The organism is Pseudoalteromonas sp. SR41-8 (assembly GCF_014163915.1).
GTDB lineage: Bacteria > Pseudomonadota > Gammaproteobacteria > Enterobacterales > Alteromonadaceae > Pseudoalteromonas > Pseudoalteromonas rhizosphaerae.
Genome location: NZ_JACJEE010000035.1, coordinates 1 through 26583, shown reverse-complemented (window position 1 = coordinate 26583; position 26583 = coordinate 1). Strand labels below are relative to the sequence as shown.

General features: G+C 40.1%; 20 protein-coding genes. 7 read left to right on the top strand and 13 right to left on the bottom strand.

The window, feature by feature from the left end:
• Nucleotides 1–48 precede the first annotated feature (48 nt).
• From H5162_RS18080 to ubiD, 5 genes are all read right to left on the bottom strand, one after another.
• Nucleotides 49–456: a CBS domain-containing protein gene (locus H5162_RS18080; RefSeq protein ID WP_145239928.1), complete on the bottom strand. Its 408-nt coding sequence runs from the start codon at nucleotides 454–456 to the stop codon at nucleotides 49–51.
• 108 nt (nucleotides 457–564) lie between these two features.
• A complete protein-coding gene (locus tag H5162_RS18075) occupies nucleotides 565–1278 on the bottom strand; it encodes a YafY family protein (protein ID WP_182779214.1) in 714 nt (237 codons plus the stop codon).
• Nucleotides 1279–1307: 29 nt separating this feature from the next.
• A complete protein-coding gene (locus tag H5162_RS18070; RefSeq protein WP_259398274.1) occupies nucleotides 1308–1631 on the bottom strand; it encodes a hypothetical protein in 324 nt (107 codons plus the stop codon).
• Nucleotides 1632–1733: 102 nt separating this feature from the next.
• The gene (fre, locus tag H5162_RS18065; protein WP_149982174.1) at nucleotides 1734–2447 is read right to left on the bottom strand and encodes an NAD(P)H-flavin reductase; all 714 of its coding nucleotides are present in this window, start codon (nucleotides 2445–2447) and stop codon (nucleotides 1734–1736) included.
• An 86-nt stretch (nucleotides 2448–2533) separates the two neighbouring features.
• The gene (gene ubiD, locus H5162_RS18060; protein WP_145239922.1) at nucleotides 2534–4000 is read right to left on the bottom strand and encodes a 4-hydroxy-3-polyprenylbenzoate decarboxylase; all 1467 of its coding nucleotides are present in this window, start codon (nucleotides 3998–4000) and stop codon (nucleotides 2534–2536) included.
• A 166-nt stretch (nucleotides 4001–4166) separates the two neighbouring features.
• Here ubiD and H5162_RS18055 point away from each other — a divergent pair, with 166 nt between their 5' ends.
• Nucleotides 4167–6806 (top strand): GGDEF domain-containing phosphodiesterase, encoded by a 2640-nt coding sequence (locus H5162_RS18055; protein ID WP_182779212.1) that lies wholly within the window; start codon nucleotides 4167–4169, stop codon nucleotides 6804–6806.
• Between the two features lie 84 nt (nucleotides 6807–6890).
• On the opposite strand, the gene H5162_RS18050 is transcribed toward H5162_RS18055, so the two are convergent.
• Both H5162_RS18050 and H5162_RS18045 read right to left on the bottom strand, forming a co-directional pair.
• Complete coding sequence (locus tag H5162_RS18050) at nucleotides 6891–8912, bottom strand: methyl-accepting chemotaxis protein (RefSeq protein WP_182779210.1); 2022 nt, start codon at nucleotides 8910–8912, stop codon at nucleotides 6891–6893.
• Between the two features lie 76 nt (nucleotides 8913–8988).
• Nucleotides 8989–9273, bottom strand: coding sequence for an MliC family protein (locus tag H5162_RS18045; RefSeq protein WP_182735747.1), 285 nt, complete (start codon nucleotides 9271–9273; stop codon nucleotides 8989–8991).
• Nucleotides 9274–9396: 123 nt separating this feature from the next.
• Between H5162_RS18045 and H5162_RS18040 the strand changes: the two genes are divergently transcribed.
• Nucleotides 9397–10317: a DUF808 domain-containing protein gene (locus H5162_RS18040; protein ID WP_145239915.1), complete on the top strand. Its 921-nt coding sequence runs from the start codon at nucleotides 9397–9399 to the stop codon at nucleotides 10315–10317.
• Between the two features lie 56 nt (nucleotides 10318–10373).
• On the opposite strand, the gene H5162_RS18035 is transcribed toward H5162_RS18040, so the two are convergent.
• The gene (locus H5162_RS18035; protein ID WP_182779209.1) at nucleotides 10374–11663 is read right to left on the bottom strand and encodes a hypothetical protein; all 1290 of its coding nucleotides are present in this window, start codon (nucleotides 11661–11663) and stop codon (nucleotides 10374–10376) included.
• Nucleotides 11664–11836: 173 nt separating this feature from the next.
• Between H5162_RS18035 and H5162_RS18030 the strand changes: the two genes are divergently transcribed.
• Entirely contained in the window at nucleotides 11837–13798 is a 1962-nt protein-coding gene (locus H5162_RS18030) for a S9 family peptidase (RefSeq protein WP_259398273.1), read from the top strand.
• A gap of 78 nt (nucleotides 13799–13876) precedes the next feature.
• Here the strand turns inward: H5162_RS18030 and H5162_RS18025 are convergent, their stop codons facing one another.
• Together H5162_RS18025 and H5162_RS18020 are read right to left on the bottom strand one after the other, a co-directional pair.
• Nucleotides 13877–14815: a tetratricopeptide repeat protein gene (locus tag H5162_RS18025; RefSeq protein WP_182732303.1), complete on the bottom strand. Its 939-nt coding sequence runs from the start codon at nucleotides 14813–14815 to the stop codon at nucleotides 13877–13879.
• A 94-nt stretch (nucleotides 14816–14909) separates the two neighbouring features.
• Complete coding sequence (locus H5162_RS18020; protein ID WP_149982165.1) at nucleotides 14910–16313, bottom strand: M20/M25/M40 family metallo-hydrolase; 1404 nt, start codon at nucleotides 16311–16313, stop codon at nucleotides 14910–14912.
• Between the two features lie 224 nt (nucleotides 16314–16537).
• Here H5162_RS18020 and dbpA point away from each other — a divergent pair, with 224 nt between their 5' ends.
• Nucleotides 16538–17926 carry an ATP-dependent RNA helicase DbpA gene (gene dbpA, locus H5162_RS18015; RefSeq protein ID WP_145239907.1) on the top strand — a complete coding sequence of 463 codons (1389 nt, stop codon included), beginning with the start codon at nucleotides 16538–16540 and terminating at the stop codon, nucleotides 17924–17926.
• A gap of 7 nt (nucleotides 17927–17933) precedes the next feature.
• On the opposite strand, the gene H5162_RS18010 is transcribed toward dbpA, so the two are convergent.
• A complete protein-coding gene (locus H5162_RS18010) occupies nucleotides 17934–18518 on the bottom strand; it encodes a DNA-J related domain-containing protein (RefSeq protein WP_145239905.1) in 585 nt (194 codons plus the stop codon).
• A gap of 79 nt (nucleotides 18519–18597) precedes the next feature.
• Here H5162_RS18010 and H5162_RS18005 point away from each other — a divergent pair, with 79 nt between their 5' ends.
• Nucleotides 18598–21414: an ATP-binding protein gene (locus H5162_RS18005; protein WP_182735837.1), complete on the top strand. Its 2817-nt coding sequence runs from the start codon at nucleotides 18598–18600 to the stop codon at nucleotides 21412–21414.
• A 278-nt stretch (nucleotides 21415–21692) separates the two neighbouring features.
• Here the strand turns inward: H5162_RS18005 and rho are convergent, their stop codons facing one another.
• Complete coding sequence (gene rho / locus H5162_RS18000; RefSeq protein ID WP_064666866.1) at nucleotides 21693–22952, bottom strand: transcription termination factor Rho; 1260 nt, start codon at nucleotides 22950–22952, stop codon at nucleotides 21693–21695.
• A gap of 181 nt (nucleotides 22953–23133) precedes the next feature.
• A complete protein-coding gene (gene trxA, locus H5162_RS17995; protein ID WP_145239901.1) occupies nucleotides 23134–23460 on the bottom strand; it encodes a thioredoxin TrxA in 327 nt (108 codons plus the stop codon).
• A 90-nt stretch (nucleotides 23461–23550) separates the two neighbouring features.
• On the opposite strand from trxA, the gene rhlB reads away from it, so the two are divergent.
• Complete coding sequence (gene rhlB / locus H5162_RS17990; protein WP_145239899.1) at nucleotides 23551–24828, top strand: ATP-dependent RNA helicase RhlB; 1278 nt, start codon at nucleotides 23551–23553, stop codon at nucleotides 24826–24828.
• A gap of 47 nt (nucleotides 24829–24875) precedes the next feature.
• Nucleotides 24876–26369, top strand: a complete 1494-nt coding sequence (gene gppA / locus H5162_RS17985; protein ID WP_145239897.1) for a guanosine-5'-triphosphate,3'-diphosphate diphosphatase — start codon at nucleotides 24876–24878, stop codon at nucleotides 26367–26369.
• The last annotated feature ends 214 nt before the right edge of the window (nucleotides 26370–26583 follow it).

Below are 26583 nucleotides of genomic sequence, written 5' to 3'. Positions count from 1 at the left end.
ATGGCAATGCCTTGTTCGCTTAGCGTCAGGCATTGCTTGAAAAACACATTATTGCTGGCAGCTTAGGTAGTTATCAAAAAGTGCTTTGAGTACATCACTGCGTCCAATCATGCCAATTACTTTGGTGCCTTCAACAACGGGGTAATTTTTAGGTTTACCGGTTTTCATTTGCTCGGCAAGTTCCATTATGTTGGTGTCGCCGTTGACGGTTACAACCTCGGTTTGCATCAGTTGTGAAACCTTAACCACACCGTCACAAAAATAACTATTTTGCATTAACGGTTTTAGCAGTTCTTGCTCAGAAATAAAGCCCACTAAACATTTATTATCATCAAACACTGGCGCTCCCAGTAGTTTGAATTTTTGTAGTTCTGCAATTGCTGTGGTCATCTCGGTTTCAGGGGTTATATGCGGTAACTTGCGCTGCATAAAATCTTTTACTTTGGTGTTTAACATTTGGGTCTCTCCCAATTAATGAGTTATTCAAAGTATGGTTAAGGATTGGCCGTTTGTGAAATTGTTTATGTTGATTGCGCTGATAGGTAACAACAATCACAGCTAAATTTAATTATGAGCCAGACCATCAGAGTGAGTTTGGTATTTGGCATTCACTAACTCCATATAATGCGCTAAGCTTTTTTGTGAATTAGTATCAAATACCTTGGCGAGTGGAATAATGCTTTGAATACGATCTAAGCGAAACTCTCGGTAGTCACTGCGCAACTGACAATAAGCGATAAGAGTCCACTTTGCTCCCCAATATACCAGTCCTAAAGGGTCGACAATACGCTGAGTTGATCGTTGGTTTACATCCAGATAATGAAATTCAATGCAGGTTTTATTAGTGATGGCTTTACGAAGTATCAAAGTGGTCGTTTGGTGGCTTTTATCGTGATGAAATGCAGAGACTAAATACGGCAGCTCTGCAACGCGTTGCTTTAACTTGTTAGGCAACACTGCATTAATTTTAGTCATTGCAGCTTGGGCATTCGCCGCTAACTGTGGATCAGTCCAAGCACTGACCATTTTACTACCTAACAACAGTGCTTGTAGCTCCTCAAGAGTAAACATCATCGGTGGTAGATCGTAATCGGTAATTAAATAGCCAGTGCCTGCCTCACCTTCAACGGGCACGCCCGAGCTCTGTAAGTGCTGAATATCGCGATAAATTGTTCGCTGAGATACCTGTAATTTATTGGCAAGTTCGTTTGCAGTGATCGCAAAGCGGCGACTCTTAAGTATGTTTACTAATTGAAATAGCCGCTCTGATTTGTGCATTGGTTATCCTTGTTTTCAAAAATACAGTGTTAGCTTTGTTGGCAAGCTGTTTGGCTAAGCACTTCAAAACGATCCTGCTTTATCGATTCTTTTGCAATGAGAGAAGTGTACTGTTGGCAAATAGCATTATCAAAAAATGTATCACGCAGTTTTTGGGCATCAGCAACCGTAGCAAAATAAATGATACTACTATATTGCTGGGTATCGGCTTGTTTAGCAAGGGAGCGGTAAAGTACGCCTGATTGGTTATCAATATAACGCTGAAAATCATTATTAGCGATGTGGAACTGCGCTAATTTTGTATCAGTCTTTAGTTTGAAATTTACAACTTCGATTAAATTTGTGGTCATCATAGTTCTCCTTGTTTAAGAAGAGCTAAGTAAATCATAGCGGGCTGTCAGGGAGTGTCAGTAACCAGCTTACGGATAAAAATTAAGCTGGTTACTCTGGTTATACTATTTTATAAATGCAAATGCATCGGCGTACATGTTTTCGCGAATTGCACCATGTGCTAGGAAATCATCGCGGACAATACCTATCATGTCAAAACGCCCTGCCATGTAAATATCATATGGGGCAAGCGATACGATATCGTTCATCACCGCTTTATGTACGTAGCCTGTATGGCCTGTCCAGCTAGCTGTTGGGTTTTCAACTACTGGTATAAAGGTAAAGTTTTCACGGCTATCGGCCCATGTTTGCATTTCAGTATGCGCATATAAGGCTGACTCTTCACGCACACCCCAATAGAACAATACCGGACGCTCACAACCGATTTCACTTAAATGATCAGCCATAGATTTTGCGTATGAAAACCCAGTGCCGCCAGCGAGTAAAATGATTGGGCGTTCGCATTGGAGGCGCAACTGTGAAATGCCTAAGCCGGCTTCAATCAACACCTGAGTTTTCTCAGCATGGGCTTGGCGAAGATGCTCTAAAGTTTGCATTGCATATGAATCAACTGCAGATGCGCCAATATGGAGTTCTAGCTCATCAGACTGTGAAGGGCGGCTGGCAATTGAAAACGCGCGCTTGTCTTTTTCGCCAAGCACTACTTGCAAATATTGGCCAGCTTCAAAGGTGACGCTTTCAACAGGTTTTAAAATTACTTTGTGAACAAATTCAGTGAGTGGGCTGATAGCGACAACTTCAGCGTGTAATGTTTGCATGTTTTACCTTAAATTAGCGGATACGCACTTTATTTGAACAATAATAACATATCCGCATAGTGAGTTTATAGCCTCTAAAAGAGCTGTTAAAGAATATCTAAGCTTTGCCAGATTTCATCGACGCGATCTTTAGTCGCTTGATCCATCACAATGGGTTCGCCCCACTCTCGAGTGGTTTCGCCGGGCCATTTATTAGTGGCATCCATACCCATTTTTGAACCAAGACCTGAAACCGGTGATGCAAAGTCTAAATAATCAATCGGTGTGTTTTCAATTAGAGTCGTGTCGCGGGCGGGATCCATACGTGTAGTAATCGCCCAGATCACGTCATTCCAATCACGTGCGTTAACGTCATCATCACAGACAATGACAAATTTTGTGTACATAAACTGACGCAAGAACGACCATACCCCCATCATCACGCGCTTGGCATGACCTGGGTATTGTTTTTTCATTGTCACTATCGCCATACGATATGAACAGCCTTCTGGCGGTAGATAAAAATCGACTATCTCAGGAAATTGCTTTTGCAAAATAGGCACGAAGACTTCATTGAGTGCGACCCCTAAAATTGCCGGCTCATCTGGTGGACGACCAGTAAAAGTGCTGTGATAAATAGGATCTTTACGATGTGTCATGTGGGTCACGGTCATAACAGGGAAGTTATCAACCTCATTGTAATAACCCGTGTGATCGCCATAAGGGCCTTCAGGTGCCATTTCGCCCGGCATTATATAGCCTTCAAGAACTATTTCAGCACTGGCTGGAACTTGTAAATCATTGGATATCGACTTAACTACTTCTGTTTTGCTACCACGTAGCAAGCCGGCAAAGGCGTATTCACTCAAGGTATCTGGCACTGGTGTGACGGCACCTAGGATTGTCGCCGGATCAGCACCCAATGCTACCGATACCGGATAAGGTTGGCCTGGGTTTTCTTTACACCATTCTTGAAAATCGAGAGCACCGCCACGGTGTGATAACCAGCGCATAATGATTTTATTTTTACCGAGTAATTGTTGGCGGTAAATACCTAAGTTTTGGCGTTTTTTGAAAGGCCCTTTGGTGACGGTTAAACCCCAAGTGATTAATGGAGCCACATCACCAGGCCAGCAGTGTTGAATTGGCAGCTTAGTTAAATCAACATCATCGCCTTCTAGAATAACTTGCTGACAAGGCGCTTTTTTAACTTCTTTGGCAGGCATATTTAATACTTGCTTAAACACTGGAATTTGGCTAAATGCTTCTCTAATGCCTTTTGGTGGCTCTGGCTCTTTTAAAAATGCCAGCAACTTACCGACTTCTCGTAGTTCGCTAACGTGTTCTTTACCCATTCCCATGGCAACACGCTCTGGTGTACCAAATAAGTTAGCTAGTACGGGGATATCATAACCTTTAGGGTTTTCAAACAATAAAGCGGGTCCCTTAGCACGTAATGTGCGGTCGGCAATTTCGGTCATTTCAAGATAAGGATCAACTTCTTGGTGAATACGCTTCAGTTCACCTTTTTTTTCTAATAAATCGATAAAATCACGTAGATCTTTGTATTTCATTGTGGGCCGCTTTAAAGCTTAAAAGACTGTTAGCATTATACTTAAATAAAGACGTTAAGCGAATTAATGAGGTGTTTTTAGAGCGCATTTAAGCGATCATTTTTGTTACATTATAAGGTGAGTAAGCTATAGTTTAGGACAAATGTTTGAAATGAGTTTTTGATTAATGGGTGGGCTTATCGTAAAAACATTTATCAAGGCTGTTATTATTTGCTGTGTAATTACCTTTGTAGATCAAGTAAGTGCTAAGCAATCACAATCATTAGATTCCGTGATCAATATGCCGCTTTTTAATGAGCACAGTGCCGTGATGTTAGTGGTAGAGCCGCAAACGGGTGAAATTAAATTTGCTAATAAAGCAGCGGCTGCATTTTATGGTTACAGTATTGCGCAATTGCAAACAATGCGTATCCAGCAAATTAATATATTTACTGAGCAACAAGTTGCACAGGAGCGCCAAGCGGCTCTGACTAAAGGGCAAAACTATTTTGTTTTCAAACACCGATTAGCGAGCGGTGAAACACGTACCGTTAGCGTTTATTCAGCCCCATTTACAATTGAAAATAAAGATTTTTTATTTTCTGTCATACATGATATTTCATCTCAACGTAACCTTGAAAAAGCGCTTTGGCATTATCAAGAAAATCTTGAACAATTGGTTGCTAGTCAAACTAATGAAATAGAACAAAAACGCACCGATCAATTGCTGTTAGCGCTAATATCTATTTCTGTACTAATAATACTGTTAGCGACTTTAACCATGTTAGCTTTGCGATTACGCCGAGCTAAAAAATCGGCGCAAAAAGACAGTGCGACGCTAAAAGCGATTTTCAATAGTATTGATGATCTGCTCGTTTACACGGATGTCGAACATAGGGTCATTACAGCTAATACTGCGGCTGTGCAAAAGTTAACTGCAGGCGAGCCACTGGAAGATAAAAATATTTACTCATTTACTGAGTGCCCGAAAGGAGTAGTTGGGGTTGATAGTGAGTGTCAATTTCACGGAGCTAAAGAGGTATTTTGGGGAGAGGCACGAGTAACCGCAGTTATCGACGAAAAAAATAGCAAAATTGGTGAAATACACTTAATTCGTGATATCACTTTAAAATTAAAAGCACGTCAACAACAACGACTCGCGAGCACGGTATTTTCGACAACTAATGAAGGTATTTTAGTTTCTAATCGTGATAATGAAATTCAAGCTGTAAATAAAGCCTTCACACAGATCACCGGTTATCAAGAACAAGATATGCTTGGTAAAACACCTGCAATATTAAATTCGGGCCATCATAAACCATCGTTTTTTAAAGTGTTATATCGACGTTTAAATGAGGTAGGGCATTGGGAAGGTGAAATATGGAACCGCCGCAAAGATGGTAGTATTTATCCGAGCTGGGTCAATATTTCGGTAGTATTTGACGAGGAAAAAGACATTGAAGTTTATGTTGCCTTATTTAACGACATTTCTTTACGCAAAGAAAATGAACAGGAAATGTGGCTACAAACTAATTTTGATATCTTAACGGGGCTGGCAAATCGCTATCATTATAATAGCAAGCTAGATCAAGAAATGATCCGTGCGACAGCTAATAATAAGCGTTTGGCAATTTGTTTTATTGATTTAGATCGGTTTAAAAGCGTTAACGATACCCTAGGGCATAATAGTGGTGATTTACTGTTACTTGAGGCTGGCAAAAGGCTTAAAGCATGTATGCGCAGCTCTGACGTAGTTGCCCGTTTAGGTGGCGATGAGTTTGCGCTATTACTGCCCGGGATCAATACGTTAGCAGACATTGAGCGACTAGCTAAAAAAGCCCTGCTGGCGCTTAATTCTTCATTTAAAATTGGTGAGCAAGATGTATTTGTATCCGGCAGTATGGGGATCACTATTTTCCCCGACGATGGAGTCGAGCGCAAAATATTATTACGTAATGCTGATAGCGCCATGTACAAAGCTAAAGCACAAGGGCGAAACTGCTTTGAGTTCTTTACTAGCGGCTTGCACGAACAAGCGACTGCTCGTAGTAAGCTTGAAAATGCTCTCCATAAAGCGCTTAGTAATAACGAGTTTACCGTTTATTTTCAGCCAATTATTAGCCACGATAAAAAAACGGTCGGTTGTGAAGCTTTATTGCGATGGCATAGTGCGGAGCTTGGCGATGTGTCGCCGGCACAATTCATTCCTGTATGTGAAGAGTTAGGATTAATCATTCCAATTGGTGAGTGGGTACTCAGAGAAGCATGCCGCGAAGCTGCTAAGTGGTGTAGCAGTTTCGGTGATCAGTTTTTTGTTACGGTAAATATGTCTAGCGTGCAATTTATTCGCCAAGATATTGAAGCGTTAGTTAAAAGTGTTCTACAGGAAACGCAGTTATCAGCTCAGTGTTTAACCCTTGAAATTACAGAAACGCTACTTGCTGATAATAGCTCAAACATCTTGCAGCAATTACAAGCATTACGTGCAACCGGCGTGGGTTTAGCAATTGATGACTTTGGCACCGGTTACTCATCGTTGAGCTATTTAAAGCGTTTTCCGCTGAGTAAGTTAAAAATAGATCGGGAGTTTATAAAAGACTTACCCGATGAGCTTGAAGATTGTGCGATGGTCAGTGCAATAATTTCAATGGCTAGTAACCTACAGCTCAAAGTTGTTGCCGAAGGAGTTGAAACCTTTGCACAGCTGGCTTTTTTGAATGCTCTAAATTGTGATTATATTCAAGGTTTTTTATACAGCAAACCACTGCCAGCGGCACTATTTGATAAATACATTAGGGAGTTTATCGCGGAGCAAAATAATAAATAAGCTGCTAAATGCCACTGCAACGTTATTTCAGTGGTGTGTATTTATCATTATGATAATAGCTGCAGATGGGTTTTATATTCAGAGTTAGAACTTAAACCTTTCTACTGCGCTGGTTAATGAGTGAGCGAGTTGGTTAACGTCTTCACTTTGGTTGGCGAGAGACTTTGCATGTTCGGCATTCGTTTGTGCTTGCACCGTTACCTGCGCCATAATCTGTTTTATTTCATTGCTGTTATCAAGCTGGTGATGCGATGAACTGGCAATTTGCATACTCATTTGGTTAATTGTCACTAAGGTACTTTGTATTTTATCCACGGCTTGGTTTAATTCACTACTATTTGCTACACATTCTTTTGCTTGTTGTTGCCCATCGTTAATTTCATGATGAGCAGTGTTGGCCTGATGTTGCAGTGTTTGGATCATTGTATGTATTTCGCTAGTCGAGTTTTGCGTTCGTGCAGCTAAAGAGCGTACTTCATCTGCCACAACAGCAAAGCCTCGGCCATTTTCTCCTGCACGGGCAGCTTCAATTGCAGCATTGAGCGCAAGCAAATTAGTTTGCTCAGCAATACTACTAATTGTATCCACGATCGCGCCAATTAATTGTGTGTGCTGGGTTAGCTCATTAGTACTTTGTACTGCTTGATCAAGTCGAGTAAGCAACGCTGCGATACGCTGGCTGTTACGATCAGCAATCTGGTTTACATCATGGGCAAACTGCGAAGCGTTAGCAACTTCATTAGAGGTGTTATCCGCTCGTTCACAGACCGCTTGGGAATTACTATGCATGCTATGCGCCACCGAGTCGGCCTCTGCAATACGATCTAATTGCTGCTGTGCTGCTTCGGTCATATGTTGGCCTTGTGCACTGGTTTGAATTGCTGATTGATCTAAGGTGTGGGCGTTATCACTTATCGCACTTAGTAATGTACTTAGATCATCGCTTAATTGATTGATATTGTTTAAAAGTACACCAAATTCATCATCATTATGGGGCTTTGTACGTTTCGATAAATCCCCAGAAGCGATACGTGATAGTGCTTTATTTACAGCATTTAGTGGTTTTAACATTGCTTTGGTGGTTAAAAAGCAGATCAAGGCTGCAAATGAAATAAGCACTAAACTTATAATAATCGCGAGTCGCGAACCGGTAGTGATCACCGACTGAGCATCTGCCTGCAAGGTATCAAAGCGTTTATCGGCTAAATGATTTAACTCAATAATGAGCTGCTCGGTAAGTTGAAACTGTTGCTGGAATACAGCAAAGGCTTGCTCGGTCGCAACTTTACTGGTCAAAAGAGTACTTTGTTGCTGGTACAGTGTTGCCAACTGTTGATTAATTAAGCTGAGAAGGTCTTTTAGGTTGCTGAAATTTGTTTGATTTTTTAACTCACTCGCTTGCTGTTGTAGGTATGTAAAATTAGATTGGATATTGTCTAATAAAAAAGCGGTATCTTGTTGGTGCTCTGTGAGTGTTTGTAGGGAGCTAATGTGGTTGATGCTCTTAACATTATTGCCTAAAGTGAATAGCAAGTCGTCAATGCGGGTCGCGGTACCAACAATAGCGGCTAATAACGACTGTTGCGCCGGTGTTACTTCGATTAGTTCTAAATCAAGTAAGCCATTACTTAAATCAGCGAGATTATTAGCGTAATCATTTGCTAATAAGGTAACCTGAGTTGCTGCTGTTAGGCCTTGTTGTTTGGTGTTAAACATTGTTGCGCTAGTGTCACTAAACTTTTGATAACGTTGTGTTATTTGTGATAGTAATTGCAGCATTTGTGGTTGGTCGTGCAGCTGAGAGCTTAATTCTTCTAGCTTGGTTTTAAATAAAGTTTGTTCTTCATGAGTGCTCTGTTGCTGCTGTTGCAAACTGGCTTTACTTGTTTGGCTGTATGCAACAGCATTAAATTTGGTGATTGATAACAGCGATAACCGCAAGGCATGACTTTGCTGTTGTACAGGTACAGCTAAAGTTTCTATATCCGAAGTGGCGTGATTAATTTGTCCTAATGACCAGTAAAAAAAACTACTGCTGGCGAGCATTAAAAAACCAATTGTGGCAAAGGCAAAAATTAGTTTCGTTTTAATAGCAATAGCGCGCATAGTGAACCCGTAAATACTTAATTATTTATGAGTGTAGCAGTATTTTTATAAATTATAAGTTTGGCGAGCGATTGTATTACTCTAAATTACAATGATATTTGTTGCCATCAATTATCAACATTGCTTCATTCCCTTTGGTCCAAAACAGCACATCTTCATTGGTATATTTTGCGCCCGAGGCGCTGATTTGTTTGGTCAGCGAATGATCTACTTGATTGTAATTTAGCGTGGCACTTTCTTCATCATTACTGGTAATAACGGCGCTTAGTTGGCTATCGCAGGAGAAAGACTGACTATTTAATTGTTCTGTGCATGCACTGAGGCTAATAACACCGAGTGCAATTAATAGGATTTTATACATAAACAAGTACCTTGGCTAAGTGTGTTTAGCAACTAGCATAGCAAACGAAAATTAACCTTTGGTGAAAATACTTGTTTAGGCTATGTTGATTATTATAAATTTTTTAACTGCAAAGGAAATGAGATGGCAGGTACTAACCTATTGACATTATTGGACGATATCACCACTTTATTAGATGATATTGCCACTATGAGTAAAGTCGCCACGAAGAAAACTGCGGGTGTGTTAGGGGATGATTTAGCCTTAAACGCGCAACAAGTGACAGGAGTCACTGCCGATCGTGAGCTACCAGTCGTGTGGGCGGTAGCGAAAGGCTCCTTTTTAAATAAAGCAATTTTAGTTCCTGCAGCGTTATTAATAAGTGTTTGGCTACCTTGGCTTATTACACCTTTATTAATGGTTGGTGGATTATTTTTGTGTTTTGAAGGTGCTGAAAAGTTAGTCGAAAAGTTATTACCAGCTACGAAAAATGATGATGTAGATGCTATCGAAAATTTAGATTTAGTTGAGTACGAAAAACAAAAAGTAAAAGGAGCTATTCGAACCGACTTTATTTTATCGGCAGAAATAATAGTTATCACTCTAGGCACCGTGGCGGGTGCAAGTCTACTAAATCAAGCGTTAGTCTTAAGTGTTATTGCGGTGATCATGACCATTGGCGTTTATGGGTTAGTGGCAGGGATTGTAAAACTTGATGATGCTGGTTTGTATTTGCTTAACCAAGCACAGCAAACAGGAAACCGTTTTAAAGCATTATTAGGTAAAGGTTTATTAGCCGCAGCACCACGCTTAATGGCGTTTTTAGCATTTGCAGGTACGGTAGCGATGTTTTTAGTGGGTGGTGGAATTTTAGTGCATGGTATTAGTGTGTTGCATCATTGGCAAATCGCTGTTGCTGAGTTTGCACTAGCAAATTTAGGTACGCTGGGAGAGATTATTGCGCCTTTACTGTTCGATGGTTTATTCGGTGTATTAGCCGGTGCGGTTGCTGTGTTGGTTCATCATGGAATTGCCAGCATGAAAGCAAAAAAGCCAGCAAAGTAAATTTGCTGGCAATGAATTAGCAAGGGAATGCTATGAAAGTTATTTGCTTGAATTAATTAGTGTTCATGTTTTGATTCAGCAGCTATACCTAACCAGGTAATTTGATTAGGGATAAAATCAAGGTTAAGAATAGTTTTAGTCGTTTGCTCATACGTGTCGATACTTAATACTGTTTGGTTGTTTGCATCACTGATATATAAAGTATCGTCGGCCGCAGAGGCAGCGAGTGCATAGTTACCAGCTGGGTTTTCGAGTACTTTAAAGCGTGCACTGACTTGCCAATCATCTTCAGCATGTAGCACCGACAAGAAACCGTCACTTCCAAGCACATAAAACTCGCCAGTAATCCTATCGAGTGCACTTGCTAATACGGTATTTTCAGTATTTTGTTGCCATGCAAGCTGTGTCATTTCAGCTGATGCTGGGTCGATGGTGTAAAAAAGCTTACTTTGTGCAATACCTAAAAATAGTTCGCTGTGTTCACTCGCTTTAATTGTGCCAATACGCGTACCTTCAGCAAAGCTGTTGAAATTAGCTACTTTGGCTGCGTTAAACACACCACCTTTTTCAGTTATAACTAATACACCATCGCTACAGCCAAAAGCGATATGCTGGTGATTTTGCGCACTGCCATGTAGTGCAGGGCAATCCACTGCAAACCGCTGTTCTTGATGAAAGTGATCACCATGAATATGCAGTTGTTCAACATAATTTGGCAGCACGCTAGTTATATCTTCGCTGCGATAAGTTGTTATTACCGATTCACCGCGAATTTGCGCTGTACCATGCATGGCATTAGTAAAGCTATGAGCTGCAAGTATTTCGCCATCTTCAATTGATGTATCAGTTAAAATAGCAAAGCTTGCTGGGATCCCCGCATCTATATTGCCATCAAAAAACAGTGCCGCTTGCTGTTCGCTTATATCAAAATGAGTTGGCTTATCATTTGTTAATGTAAAACCTGAAAAGGAAGGTAGTTGTTTGTAATCATGCAGGTGATCATCATGATCTTCTTGGTATAAACCACCATCAATAAATTCTACATAGTTATCCGCGCGTTGTATAAGTACCGCAAAACGATTGTTAGGACTTGCATATAAGCCGCTAACAATATTTGCAGTATTAAACATTTCAAGTAGCGTGTCATTATCAGTATCGAAAATTGATACGTTTGCAGTATCAGCATGACTAATGGCTAAACGCCCTGTTGAGGTGATTCCGATATGATCATGGTTATCTGCCAGCCCAGCATTTTTATCTGCAAGATCATCAATTTCACTGTTACAAGCACACAGTACGGTGACCATAGATGCGATCAGGCTAGTTTTAAAGTTAGGTAAAATCATTAACATTCCGGTGTTTTGTTATAATGTATCGGCAATGTTATAATGTAACTTAATCAAAGTAAATAAGTACTCTTCGTTCTTTACTTAAGTATTTGGATGGATATCTATTTAAAATCTTACTGGGTACAATTGCAAAAAATATAAATATAAATATAAATATAAAAGGATGTTGTATGGGTAAAATAATGCAGTTTATTGTTGTTATTGCTTTGTGTGTTGTCAGCTTCATGAGTGATGCAAATCAATCAGCTCCAGCAGTCGATGACTTCAGCCGCAGCAGTGAATATAGCCAAGTTAAAATCTCTCCTAATGGGAGCTACCTTGCAGTAATTATGCAACCTGAAGGTAAAAAGGTGCTAGTTATTTTAGATGCTAAAAAATTTACAATTCACCACGCTATTAATTTTGAGAGCAATGCCCAAGTTGGTGCTTATCATTGGGTAAGTGATGATCGGGTTGTAGTTGCAAAAGAATACTTACGCGGCTGGCAAGATCACCCTGAATATTATGGGGAATTATATGGCGTGAATGCTGATGGCTCAAAAGCTAAGTACTTAGTTGGCTATCTTGGCGAAATGCAAACTGGCTCTCGTATCAAAAAGGCCACACCACTTTATGGCACCTCTTATTTGCTGGATCCTTTAATCCACGATGAAGATAAAATGCTTATAGTGACTTACCCGTGGACATCAAGTAGTGAACCGCACACGGTTGTTTATGAGGTTGATATCTTTTCAGGGAAGCGTCGAAAAGTTACGCGCTCCCCGTCACGTATGGCCAACTTTTTGACTGACCATGAAGGAAATGTCAGAGTGGCTGTTTCCAGTGATGATTACATTAAGCCTACAATACATATCCGTGAAAAGTCAGGTGGAGATTGGCAAGCGCTTAATTTAGCTGGTTTGACTTACAGTGATGTTGAGTTGCACGCTTTTGATAGTAGTGGTGATGCTGTCTATATCACAGCATCAATAAGTGGTGAAGCTCAAGGCTTATATAAATTGAATCTAAAAACCAGAGCAATTGATTTAATTCATAAGGAAGAGAAAGTCTCACCAAAGCAAATATGGGTCGATGAAGCATCAAAAGAGCTATTTGCGATTGAAACCGAACTAGGTTATCCAACTTATGCTTTTGTCGATGGGCAATCAGATAAAAGCATGCGTTTAAAATCATTAATCTCCGCTTTACCTGGTGAACAAGTGCAACTCGTTAGTAGTACTGAAGATGGCGACACTAATATTATTTATGCCTCTAATGATCGTAACCCTGGACAATATTATTTATTCGATGCCAAAAGTAATAACTTACGATTTTTGTTTGCATCCCGCAGTTGGATTGATGCAGAACAAATGGCGCAGACCAAGCCTGTAAGTTATATCAGTCGAGATGGTTTAACTATTTATGGCTACTTAACAGTACCGAATAACACCATAGAAAAAAACTTACCTTTAGTGGTTATGCCACATGGTGGTCCACATGGCCCGCGCGATTGGTGGGGATTCGACCCTGATGCACAGTTGCTTGCAAGCCGTGGTTTGGCCGTACTAAAAGTTAATTTTAGAGGTTCAGGTGGTTTTGGCCGTAACTTTGAGCATGCTGGGCATCGAAAATGGGGAGCTGAAATTCAATTTGATATTATAGATGGTGTGAAGTATTTAGTTGAGCAGGGTACAGTTAATAAAAACAATATCTGCATTATGGGCGCGAGCTTTGGTGGATACTCAGCGTTACAAAGTGCGATTTTAGAACCTGATATGTTTAAATGTGCGATTGGCGTTGTTGGCGTTTATGATTTGCCCTTAATGTTTAAAGAAGGGGATGTTGCGGAGCGCGATAGTGGCCAACGTTATTTACAGAATGTATTGGGTACAGATGAAGCGCAACTAAAGGCTTTTTCACCTAGCTATAATATTGATAAGTTAAAGGCTCCAGTGCTGATAGTGCATGGTGGTGAAGATCAGCGTGCACCGATTGAGCAAGCCGAATCACTGATTGCGGCTCTTAAAAAAGCTAAACATCCTTATATATATGAACTGCTTGAAGATGAAGGGCATGGTTTTTATAAGCAAGAACATCGCACTCGTTATTATCAAAAAGTGCTGACCTTTTTAGACCAACACTTAACAATGTAACAGTCGTATTTACGTGTTAAATGGCAAGCTAAAAGCTTGCCATATTTATATCCACTTGTTGTGGGTAGTTTGGCTATATTAACAGGAATACTCAAGGCACAGCTCTTTGAGTTGTACTTTGGCTTTGTGGTTATTTTGCCTGGCAGCTTGTTGATACCAATAAATAGCTTGGCTGATATCTTTTTCTACCCCCTCACCATCACGATACATTTGCGCAGTATTAAGCTGACCCCATTGTGAGCCTTCTTTGCTGGCGAGTAAAAAGCTTTCGAACGCTTCAGGAAATAACCCATCTTTGTAATAGATGATGCCTTGCTGATTATTTTTATTAAGCTTCAACCCTTCATATAGCGGTTTAGGGCGTGGTGGGAACATCACAAAACCACCATATAAGCTATATGCATAAGGGCGTAGTACATCATAAATAGCGCCTTCATCATATAAACGCTGTACTTCGCTGCGCGGTAAAATTATTGTTTTTGATGAGAAATAACCCTTTTGTATCAATAAGCTGGTACGCATAGCCATAGTAATGCCGCTGTCGCGTTTATAGCGATAATTGCTGATTTGAAAGGTGATATTTTGGTCATCAAACTCGAGTACTTGGGCTACTTTTAGGTTTTCAGGGCGCAATGGTTCGTTAGAAAACTTATCAGCATGTACCAAGTAAGTATCGAATGCTTGTGGCTGGCTGAGTATTGCTTGCTTGGCTTTTAGCTCATCAAGATGTTGTGTATAGAAGTAAATTGATAACCAGATAAGTAATATCGAGCCTATAAAATATTTGATCAAAGAAAGCTTTTCTAACCATGGCAGTTGCATAATTGAAAGCTGCACATTGTGCTGACAATGGCTACACTGGTATTGGTAATGCCATGCTAATGGCAGCATAGGGACAATTGAAAAACGCAAAAAGCGGCTGTGGTTTTGTAGTCGATAGTCATCGTGATGACAGTATGGGCAGGTTTTTGTTTGGCTGAAAAACGACAATGAATCGCTGGTATTGAATAGTAGCATATGGCCTTTTTTCCCCTTCCTTGTTTTACGTTAAATTAAAACAAGGAGGGTTAGATGCAAAGTAAAAAATTGTAATAAAGTATGTTTGGTTAGCTTATTTACTCGCTACAGGCTTTGCTTTAATTGTAGTTTTAGCATCAGCTGCCATAAACGCAAATACAGCATATGCTGCGGTATTTTGCTTAAGTTTAGCCGGATCGATCTTATCAAGCGTATCATCAGCAGTGTGATGGTAGTCAAAGTAATCAGTACCGTCTTGGTGCAGCTCAAAAATTGGCGCGCTGGTGGCATTTTTAAATGGAATTAAATCAGGCCCACCATTAGCGCTATTTTTACCTATGTATTCAACATTTAGCGGCGCAAGTTGCTTGGCTATTGCACGCACTACTGGCAACGAGGCTGCAGATACATTCGATTCAAAGCCATACACTACATCAGCACCAAAGTCAGATTCAGCGGCGGCAACAATTTTATCAAGTTCATTTGCATGCTTTTTAAAATAAGCTTTAGCGCCCCATAATCCTAGCTCTTCAGCGGCAAATAACACTACACGAATACTGCGTTTAGGACGTTTTATTTCACTAATATGTTTGGCTGCAGCCATGGTTAACGCAACGCCTGCACCATCATCAAGTGCGCCAGTGCCTAAATCCCAAGAATCTAAATGACCGCCAATCAGTACGTACTGTTCAGGGTTTTGTGTGCCATTGAACTGACCAATCACGTTATAGCCAGTACCTTGGCCGCGATCTTCAGTTTGCACATTGATATTTACGGTAACATTTTTACCTAGTGCAACTAAGCGAGCTAGCTGATCTGCATCAGGGTTAGCAATGGTCACATTAGGGATTTTCGTAACACCTTCTTGATAGTGACTGCCACCGGTATGAGCAAAGCGGTGGTGTGCGGTGCTAACAGAACGCATCATATAACCAATCGCGCCTTTTTTTGCAGCCTCAACTGAACCTGTTGAGCGAGCACGAACAGCAGGACCATAACCATTGCCATCAATATGACGGTTCATATGGTAATTTATATAAGCTATTTTACCTTTTAAGCTGTTTGCTGGTGCTGCGATAAGTTCATCAAGCGTTTCAAATAATACAACTTCAGCGGTAATGCCATCTTTCGGTGTGCTAACGCTGTGGCCTAACGCTGTTAGGTGCAAAGGTTGCTCGCTTGGCGTTAAAATTTTGCCACTTTCACTAAAACGGCGCCATTCAGGAAAGGTTGCTTCTTCTAGCCATACTTTATCAAAACCAAGCTCTTTAAATTTAGCTTGGGCCCACGCAACGGCTTTTTTATCGTTTTCTGTGCCAGGTAAGCGAGGTCCTATTTCAGTAGTAAGCGATTCAAGCAATTGATAGCTTAACTCGCTGTTACTGGCATTAGTTCTTAGTTCGGTGACTTGCTGAAGTTGCTTTGCGGTAAATTCAGGCTCGGCGGCATTGGCTAAAAAGCTGCCGGCGAGCAGTAATCCGGTGATGATTTTTTTCATTATTGACCTGGTTATATTTTCAAGTGAGAGTTATTAAAGCATTTAATACTGAGCAACAAAAGTAGATGAGATAAATGCCTATCGGTGGCGATGTTATGGTGAATGTTTATTGAGAATATGGTCAGCTTAATGGTAGCAATTTGTATATTCTGCTATTATGCAGCATAACTAAGTCGGGCATCTGCAGCGGCTTTTCATGTTTACTTATTGCACTGGAAATTACTTTGACCGCTACAGCTTTTTCATCACTCGCTTTACCATCAGGTTTGGTCGATAACTTATCGACTTTAGGTTACACCCAAATGACCGCTGTACAGGCGCAAAGCCTGCCGCCAGTGCTTGAAGGTAAAGACATCATTGCACAAGCTAAAACTGGCTCAGGTAAAACTGCCGCATTTAGTTTAGGTGTGTTGGCCAAGCTTAATGTTAAGCGTTTTCGTATACAGTCTTTAGTGCTTTGTCCAACCCGTGAGTTGGCTGAGCAAGTAGCTGTGGAAATGCGTAAATTAGCGCGTGGTATTCACAATATAAAAATATTAACTCTATGTGGTGGCGTGTCGATTGGTCCACAAATTGGTTCACTAGAGCATGGTGCACATATTATTGTTGGCACACCTGGGCGTGTAGATGATCATATTCGCAAAGGTACGCTACGTTTAGATGATGTAGACACGCTAGTACTTGATGAAGCCGATCAAATGCTTGATATGGGCTTTCAAGACACTTTGGATGCAATTATTGAGCGTATTCCAAAACAGCGTCAAACTTTATTATTTAGCGCCACTTTTCCGCGCGCAATAGAAGCGATTGCCAAGCGTGTATTAAGTAATCCTGTTATGGTGAAGGTTGAAGAAGAGCAAGAAAAAAGTACTATTAAACAGTACTTTTATAAAATGGATAATAACAAACAACGTTTTAATACATTAAAATTGTTGCTGCTGAAGTTTCAACCAGAAAGTTGTGTGGTGTTTTGTAATACCAAGGTCGAAACTCAACAGGTGTGTGATGATTTAGCTGATGAAGGCTTCAGTGCCGTGTCATTGCATGGTGATTTAGAGCAGCGAGATCGTGAGCGCACCTTGATCCACTTTGCTAATAAAAGCGCCTCGATTTTAGTGGCCACTGATGTAGCCGCTCGCGGTTTAGACATCGATGATATGGATATGGTGATTAACTACCACCTTGCCCATGACCCACAAACCCACGTACACCGTATTGGTCGAACTGGTCGTGCTGGTAAAAAAGGCATTGCATGCTCTATTTATGGCGATGCAGAACAATTCAAAGTGGCACAAATTGGTGACCATTATGAATGTGATTTTTTACCAGAACAATTACCGCCGTTTAGCCTACTTGAAAAGCCACCATACAAACCACAAATGGTGACACTAATGATCGATTCAGGTAAAAAGCAAAAGGTACGCGCAGGTGATATTTTAGGTGCATTAACCGGTAAAGATGGTGTTGCCGGACGTCAAGTCGGTAAAATTAATGTGCTTGATAATGTGGCTTTTGTGGCTGTCGAACGTAATAGCTCAAAGCCCGCGCTACGAAAATTAACGGAAGGTAATATTAAAGGGCGTAAAATTCGTGCCCGTCGTTTAACTCGTTAATTATTGCTTATGATGTTTTTGAGCAGCTTGCTCTAAGCTGCTCATATTCATTTTTTAACTGTTTAAACTGCTCTGCATTACCATGTTGTTTATCTGGATGATATTGTGTTGCCAACTGCCGCCAGCGCTTTTGCAATGCCTGCATAGAAAAATCGTCAGGTAATTCCCAGCGCTTTAATAATGTCTGGCGTTGTTGTTGATCAAGCGTATTTATTGTTGGTGATGCACGAAAAGTACGCCAAAAGTCATCTAACAGTGATTTAACTTCTGTTATCGAAGCATCGTAATTTTGCCAATCTAGATAGTACGTTTGTAATGAGTCATGCGCTGCAATAGTTATCTTATCTGGATTATCGGTGAGCTCTATATGTAAACTGGCTACCAATAAATATTGATTTGGCAACAGTTGTTGTTGCAGTTGATAAAGTGCATTCATAATTAAAAAGTTACGCTTAAACAGATCACGGTATGGATCTGTATCTAAGTTATTAACTACACCTCGCTTAGATAATTCCAACGCTAAAGTGTGAACCTTCCAAATGTGCTTCGTTAAAATTAACTCGAAAATCTCATCAATCAGTGGGTTAAGCATTGTTTACAGTCTAGTTATTGGTGTATCTTGACTAAACTATCATAGCTTCTACTGCTAACAAAATTCCAAGGAAAAAATTATGCTGGGTCAGTTTAAGCGCCTATTATTTATTTGCTCTATTAGTATGCTTGGCGTTTTTTCTCAATCAGGTAATGCTCAACAACAAGTAGCACTTTTTGAACAATTTAAAGTTACGGATGAATGGTCTGAAAAGCAGCTGTTAGCAACCCAGTTACTGTCTACACAATTATCAAATCAGCAACAAGTTGCTATTTATTCTGGTTTAGCTGAGCGTGCGTTTGAGTTGAGTAATTATCCCCAAGCATTGCATTATTATCAGTTGCTTGAGCAGCATAGTACATTTGAAAATCTGCCTGAGTTACATTTTCGAGCAATAAAAATGCAGGGCGTGGTGCAATATTTTCAAGGTTTATTACAACAAGCCATTATTGATTACAGCCGTGCGTTAAACTTAGCGGTACGTTTAAAGAGTCCATTAAAACAAGCCAACTTGCTAAGTAATATTGGCCTTGCATATTTTAATATGCACAACATGGAGCTTGCTTTAGATCATTACCAGCAGGCAAAAGCACTTTATGAAATAGATGGTAGCGCGCAAGACAAAGCTGATATTCTTCATAATATTGCGGGCATCTATATTCGTTTATCTAGCTATGATTCGGCACTCGAAATTTATCGCGAAGTGCTCGATGTATTTCAGCAATTGGGTGATGAAGAGGGGATTGCTCGTTCCTATGGCAATATGGGTGTTGCTTATACTGAGTCGGGTCAAAATCAATTAGCGTTGCACTATTACCAGCTCGCTTTACGCTATTATCAAAGTGTAAATGATGCCTATCAGTTATCTGTACAGCATACCAACTTAGCTAACATAAATTTAAAAATCGATGAGTTGGATGCTGCTTTGTATCACGCACAAGCAGCTCAAAAATACGCTCAGCAGATAGATAATCAATCCTTACGGTTAGCTTCTTTACATGTTTTAGCTAAAGTGCAATTAGTGATGGGGGATATTGATATTGCGGAGCAAAATTTACAACAATCAATATCACTAGCCAAAGAATATAAAGATGAATTGCGTATTAAAGACGGCTTAGGTATCGAGGCGTTATTAAGCGCTGGTGCCGGTGACTATAAGCGGGCTATTCATCTGCACCAACAGTTTGTTGATTATCAACGTAGCATAACCAGTGAAGAGGTCATGAAAGCGTTAAATGTATTTCAGTCTCAGTTTCAGTCGAACCAGTTAAACCAAGAAATTAAACAGCTTAAACAAGAGCGTAGCCTACAAGAATTAAAGATTGAAAAACGTTCACAGTTAACTATTTTACTGTCTATTGTGCTGATGTTGGTATTGATCTGTGCAGTTGTATTATATCGCCGTGCAATCGAAAAAAAGGCTAAAGCCCAATTAGAGCAAAAAGTTGAGCAACGTACTCAAGAATTACAATATGTGGCACAAGAGCTACGTGCCGCGAATCAAGTTAAGAGCCAGTTTTTGGCTAATATCAGCCATGAAATACGCACACCACTTACCGCTATTTTAGGGCAAACAGACGACTTATTGCATGGTTTATATCAGCCCCAGCAATTACAAACAGAATTGTTAGTTATTAAAAAACATAGCGATCATTTAAAAGATTTGATTAATGATGTGCTCGATATTAGTAAGATAGAAGCAAACCGTTTAGATTTACATGTTAGCGAGTTTGACCTCGTGGAGCTTGTTAATGATGTTTATGCTATGTCAAGTATGCAGGCTAAAAGTAAAGGTTTAACGCTGCTATTAGAAAATCACTTAGGCTCGAGTTATTGGACTAAGTTAGATATGATCCGCGTTAAGCAAATACTAATAAACCTACTGACTAATGCGATCAAATTTACCGAGCACGGCAGTGTTACTCTGGATATTAATCACACCGAACAAGGCGTATGCTTTAAAGTGATTGATACGGGGATTGGTATGAATACAGAGCAAATAAAAAACATTTTTGAATGTTTTCAACAAGGCGATAATACCATCACTCGCAGGTTCGGTGGTTCAGGACTTGGTTTGAGTCTTTCCCAGCAATTAGCAATTATGATGGGGGGTTATATTAGTGTTGAAAGTGAGCATGGTAAAGGCAGTGAGTTTATTTTTAATGTGCCATGTAAAGAGTATGCGCCAACCCTTATTGCTACCGACAACTCAAAACCAGCTGCAACTAAAGGTCTAGTTGGGCGAGTATTATTAGCAGAAGATCATCCCGACAATCGTAGACTAATAACGCGCTTTTTAAAGTCGATTGGCCTTGAAGTGATCTCAGTAAGTAATGGTGAGCAAGCAGTTGAACAGTGCCTCAGTGAATTTCCAGATGTTGTTTTATTAGATATACAGATGCCAGTAATGGATGGCCTTAGTGCATTTGAACTGTTAAATAAGTGTGGTTTTAATAAACCTATTTTTGCGTTAACAGCTAATGCAATGAGTCATGAAATAGATAATTACTTAGCGATGGGATTTACTGGCTATTTAAGTAAGCCAATAGAAAAAGAAGCGTTTTATCAGGCACTCGCAGCGCATTTAAATAGTACCAGCACGCTACCTTTAGCTAATCCTGATATTAGCGATTTAGTGACGAGTTTTATTGCCAGCTTTGATGATGAAATAGCGTCACTTACACAGCACCTTGCAGCAAAGGACTATATTGCATTACAGCAAGATAGCCATCGTATCCTTGGTGCCGCACAGATATTTTCATTAACTGATGTAGCTAATGCAGCGATGTGCTTAGATAAATCACTCTTATCACAAAAACATAACCCCAGCAGTGATGCAGACGTAAAAGAATTAGTAGATGATTTGATTAAGCAGCTATCACAACAGCTGACTTAAAAGAGCGATATATAAGCTTAATGGGTCGTTACATTAAGGCTATAAGTTACTACTAACCAATAAGGCGAGTTGAGCGTTTTATTGAGTGGCATTACTGCGTGCTAGATTTAAATAATCGCAGTTTTAATATTTACTCAATACTGCGCAGTCTGATGATTTTCGTCTATAGGAAACAGAGCAAAGAGATTAATAAAACAAATTTATAATAGGAGTGAGATTTAGGGATAGGCAAAAAAAATGCCTGTATTAACAGGCATTTTAGAATCTAGTAAAGAGAATTATTGACGCTTCATCGAATCAAAAAATTCATCATTCGTTTTGCTCATAGAGAGTTTATCAATTAAAAACTCCATGGCATCAATTTCAGACATTTCATGAACTATTTTGCGTAAAATCCACATTTTTTGTAGTTCATCAGGTTTAGTCAGTAGCTCTTCGCGACGGGTACCTGAGCGGTTAAAGTCGATTGCAGGGAATACACGTTTTTCAGCAATCTTACGATTTAAGTGTAATTCCATATTACCAGTACCTTTAAACTCTTCGTAGATAACTTCATCCATCTTAGAGCCGGTATCGATAAGCGCAGTTGCGATAATAGTTAAACTACCGCCTTCTTCAACGTTACGCGCAGCACCAAAGAAACGCTTTGGTTTATGCAGGGCGTTAGCATCAACACCACCAGTAAGTACTTTACCTGATGAAGGAATTACCGTGTTATAAGCACGTGCTAAACGTGTGATTGAATCCAGTAAGATGATTACATCTTTTTTATGCTCAACTAAACGTTTTGCTTTTTCAATTACCATTTCAGCAACTTGTACGTGACGGCTTGCTGGTTCATCAAACGTTGATGCAATAACTTCACCTTTTACTAGGCGTTGCATCTCAGTAACTTCTTCTGGACGCTCATCGATAAGTAGTACCATCAATGTCGCATCTGGGTGGTTATGGGTAATCGATTGCGCAATATTTTGTAGTAGCATTGTTTTACCCGCTTTAGGCGGTGCTACTAATAAACCACGTTGACCACGGCCAATTGGTGAGGCTAAATCAAGTACTCGAGCAGTAATATCTTCGGTGCTACCATTACCGCGTTCCATACGTAAACGTTCGTTTGCATGTAGCGGGGTAAGGTTTTCAAAAAGAATTTTCGTGCGAGAGTTTTCAGGTTTATCAAAATTTACTTCGTTTACTTTTAGTAATGCAAAGTAACGTTCACCGTCTTTAGGTGGACGTATGAGACCCATTATAGAATCACCAGTACGCATACTAAAACGACGAATTTGGCTAGGTGATATATAAATGTCATCAGGACCAGCAAGGTAAGAGGCTTCTGATGATCTTAAGAAACCAAAACCATCCTGTAAGATTTCTAATACACCACCGCCAAAAATGTTCTCTCCACTTTTGGCGTGGGCTTTAAGGATAGCAAAGATAATATCTTGCTTTCTTAAGCGGGCTACGTTTTCGAGCCCCATGGACTCAGCTAAGTCTACAAGTTCTTTGATCGACTTGTCTTTTAATTCGCGTAAATGCATATTGGTGGGTTCTTTATTACAGTTATCATGCTCATATAATCGATATTGATTAGTGAGAGAGGTTTGTTGGTAAACTAAGGATTAGTTGGCTTTATAAACTAGCAGGTCATTCGCTAGGCGTCCAGTCTTTATACAAAAAAAATTAAAAAAAAGGGCAGTTGCCCTTTTTTTAGGCATATTTTTAGATGTTGTTTTCTAAAAACTCAACAAGTTGAGTTTTAGAAAGTGCACCCACTTTAGTTGCCGCAACTTGGCCTTCTTTGAAAAGAAGTAACGTAGGGATACCACGAATACCAAATTTAGGTGGTGTGCCCGCATTTTGGTCAATGTTTAATTTACCGATTACAACACGGCCATCAAACTCTTCTGCCACTTCATTAAGAATTGGCGCGATCATTTTACACGGTCCACACCATTCTGCCCAAAAATCAACTAATACAGGCTTGTCTGATTGTAAAACGTCAGCTTCAAAGCCATCGTCAGTTAATTGAATAATTTTCTCGCTCATTGCGCTCTCCGATAAGTTAGGCGAATTATTTAATGCGTATTTAAACACTCTTGTTTCTTATTGCAAGTTTAAACGTTATGCTTAAACGCTATGACTAAGACACATTTGACCGATAAAAAGTTTTCAGACTTTGCTATTGCACCGGAAGTGGTTGCCGGGTTAACCGAAAGTGGGTTTGAATATTGCACACCCATACAAGCTAAATGCCTACCTTTTATTTGTGATGGCCGCGACATTGCGGGTCAAGCACAAACAGGTACAGGCAAAACGTTGGCGTTTTTAACTGCCACGTGCCATCGGTTATTACAATCTAGCAAAGCACCTAGTAAACATCCAAGAGCCCTGATCATGGCCCCTACTCGGGAGCTTGCGATTCAGATCCACAAAGATGCAAAAATTTTAGCGCCACACTGTAATCTTAACTTAGGTTTAGTATATGGTGGCGAAGATTACGAAAAACAACGTGCACAATTAGAAAAAGGCGTTGATATTTTAATTGGCACCACAGGGCGCTTAATCGATTTATATAAACAAGGGTGTTACACCCTCAATGAAATCGAAGTAGTGGTACTTGATGAAGCCGATCGTATGTTTGATTTGGGTTTCATAAAAGACATTCGCTATATGTTCCGCCGTATGCCGGATACATCACAACGCCTTAATTTATTATTTTCAGCAACGTTATCGTATCGCGTTCAAGAACTGGCGTTTGAGCACATGACAAACCCAGAGCATGTACAAATTGAACCTGATGTGAAAACTGGCAAGCGCATTGTTGAAGAGTTATTTCATCCTTCTCAAGAAGATAAAGTTAAGCTGTTATTAACTTTGATTGAAGAAGAATGGCCTGAGAAAGCCATTGTGTTTGCAAATACTAAACATAGCTGTGAAACGGTTTATGCATGGTTAAAGTCTGATGGACACCGGGTGGGAATGCTCACTGGTGACGTAAATCAGAAAAAACGCCAATCAATTTTAGCGCAATTCTCTAAAGGTGATTTAGACTTCCTTGTGGCAACAGATGTTGCTGCTCGTGGCTTACATATCCCTGAAGTGAGTCATGTATTTAACTTCGACTTACCAGATGATTGTGAAGATTATGTTCATCGTATTGGCCGTACAGCACGCGCTGGGGCATCAGGTAAGGCAATTAGTTTTGCATGTGAGCAGTACGCATATAATCTTCATGAAATTGAAGAATACATAGAGCACAGCATTCCTTTATCACATTATGATAAAAGTGCATTGCTTGATGATTTAACTAAGCCTACTATTCAAAGAAAGCGTAATTATTCAACAGGCCCACGTAGTCGTAGTAACAACAGCGGACGTAGACCAAACAATAGTTACCAAAAAGCACGGTCGTAATTGCGACCGTCGTTATAGTCGTAGTAGTAACTAGAGGTTTTTGAACGGTGGGGCAACTTAAACCGCAAAAAAATGTTTATGCAGTAATTGATTTAGGATCTAACAGTTTTCACATGTTGATCGCTAAGTCAATTGCTGGCGGCTTACAAACAATAGGCCGAGTTAAACGCAAAGTCAGATTAGCCGCAGGGCTAAATGATGATAATTTACTGAGCACAGAAGCAATGCAACGAGGCTGGGAATGTCTCGCACTATTTGCAGAGCGTCTTCAAGATATCCCTAAAAACAACATTACTATTGTTGCCACCGCTACTTTGCGCTTAGCAACGAATGCTGATGAATTTAAAATCAAAGCCGAGCAAATCCTTGCGCATAAAATTAATGTCATTAGTGGTGAGCTAGAAGCGCGCACTATTTATAAAGGCGTTGCGCATACATCTTCATGTAGTGGTCGCCAACTAGTAATAGATATTGGCGGTGCCAGTACTGAGGTAGTTATAGGTAAGGGATTCGACGCACTACATTATAAAAGCCTAAACATGGGCTGTGTTACCTACCTAGAACGTTACTTTAAAGACTGTAAACTCAATGACGCTAATTTCAATGCTGCTATTAAAGCCGCACGAGTAGTTATTGATGATATAGCGCCAAGTTATAAAGTGGCGGGTTGGGAGATTGCATCAGGTGCATCGGGTACTGTACAAGCTATCCAAGAAATTATGGTGGCACAATCACTCGATGAAACACTGAGTTTAGATAAACTCAATAAAATTAAAAAGCAATCGATCGCCTATGAGACCATCGCTGAGCTAGATTTACCTGGGCTTAGTGAAGAAAGACGTTTAGTTTTTGTGTCAGGGCTCGCTATTTTAATTGCTTTATTCGAAGCGCTTGAAATTGATAAAATGGGATTAGCAGGAGGCGCACTTCGTGAAGGTGTGCTTTATAGCATGATCCCTGAGTTTCATAATCATGATATTCGAAAGCGCACTGTTGATGGCCTGATGAGCCGTTATCATGTCGATCAAAAACAAGCGAACCGAGTTGCAGAACTCGCCAGTCACCTCGCAGCTCAAGTCAGCGAGCAGTGGCCACTATTCAACAATAGTGGCCTGCCTTTACTAAAAGCGATTGCGCAATTGCATGAGATTGGTTTGTTAATTGAGTATAAGCAATATCAAAAGCACACCGCTTATATTTTAGAAAACACCGATATGCCAGGCTTTTCACAATCGGAGCATAAAATTATTGCGGCTGTAGCGAATGCACATCGTTCAGATCTGCAAAAGAATGTTTTTGAGTATTTAGGCTGCCATGCTCAGCTTACTCAGTATGTAACACGGTTGCTTAGGATCGCAGTGATCTTATCAATGCGTCGCCAAGATGATGTATTACCAAAATTAGTATTAACTGTTAATAATGACGCTCTAACACTAATATTTGAAAATGATTGGCTAAAAGCGCACCCGCTAATGGCAAGTGAGCTCCAACAAGAGTCTAAACAGCAAGCAAAAGCTGGTTGGAAGTTTATTGTTAAGTAACAAAAGGGCTGTAAAAGCCCTTTTATTGTATTAAAAACCACCTTTATGCACTAAATTTGTTCGAACAGTCAATTAAATCAAAAAAGATCAAAAAAAGTGTTGATCTGTTTTTGGATCTCCCTATAATGCGACCCCACTGAGACGGGAAACGCCAACGCATAGCGAGGCACGAACAACTCAGAGAGTTAAATAAAACTTCGGTTTTAAATATTCG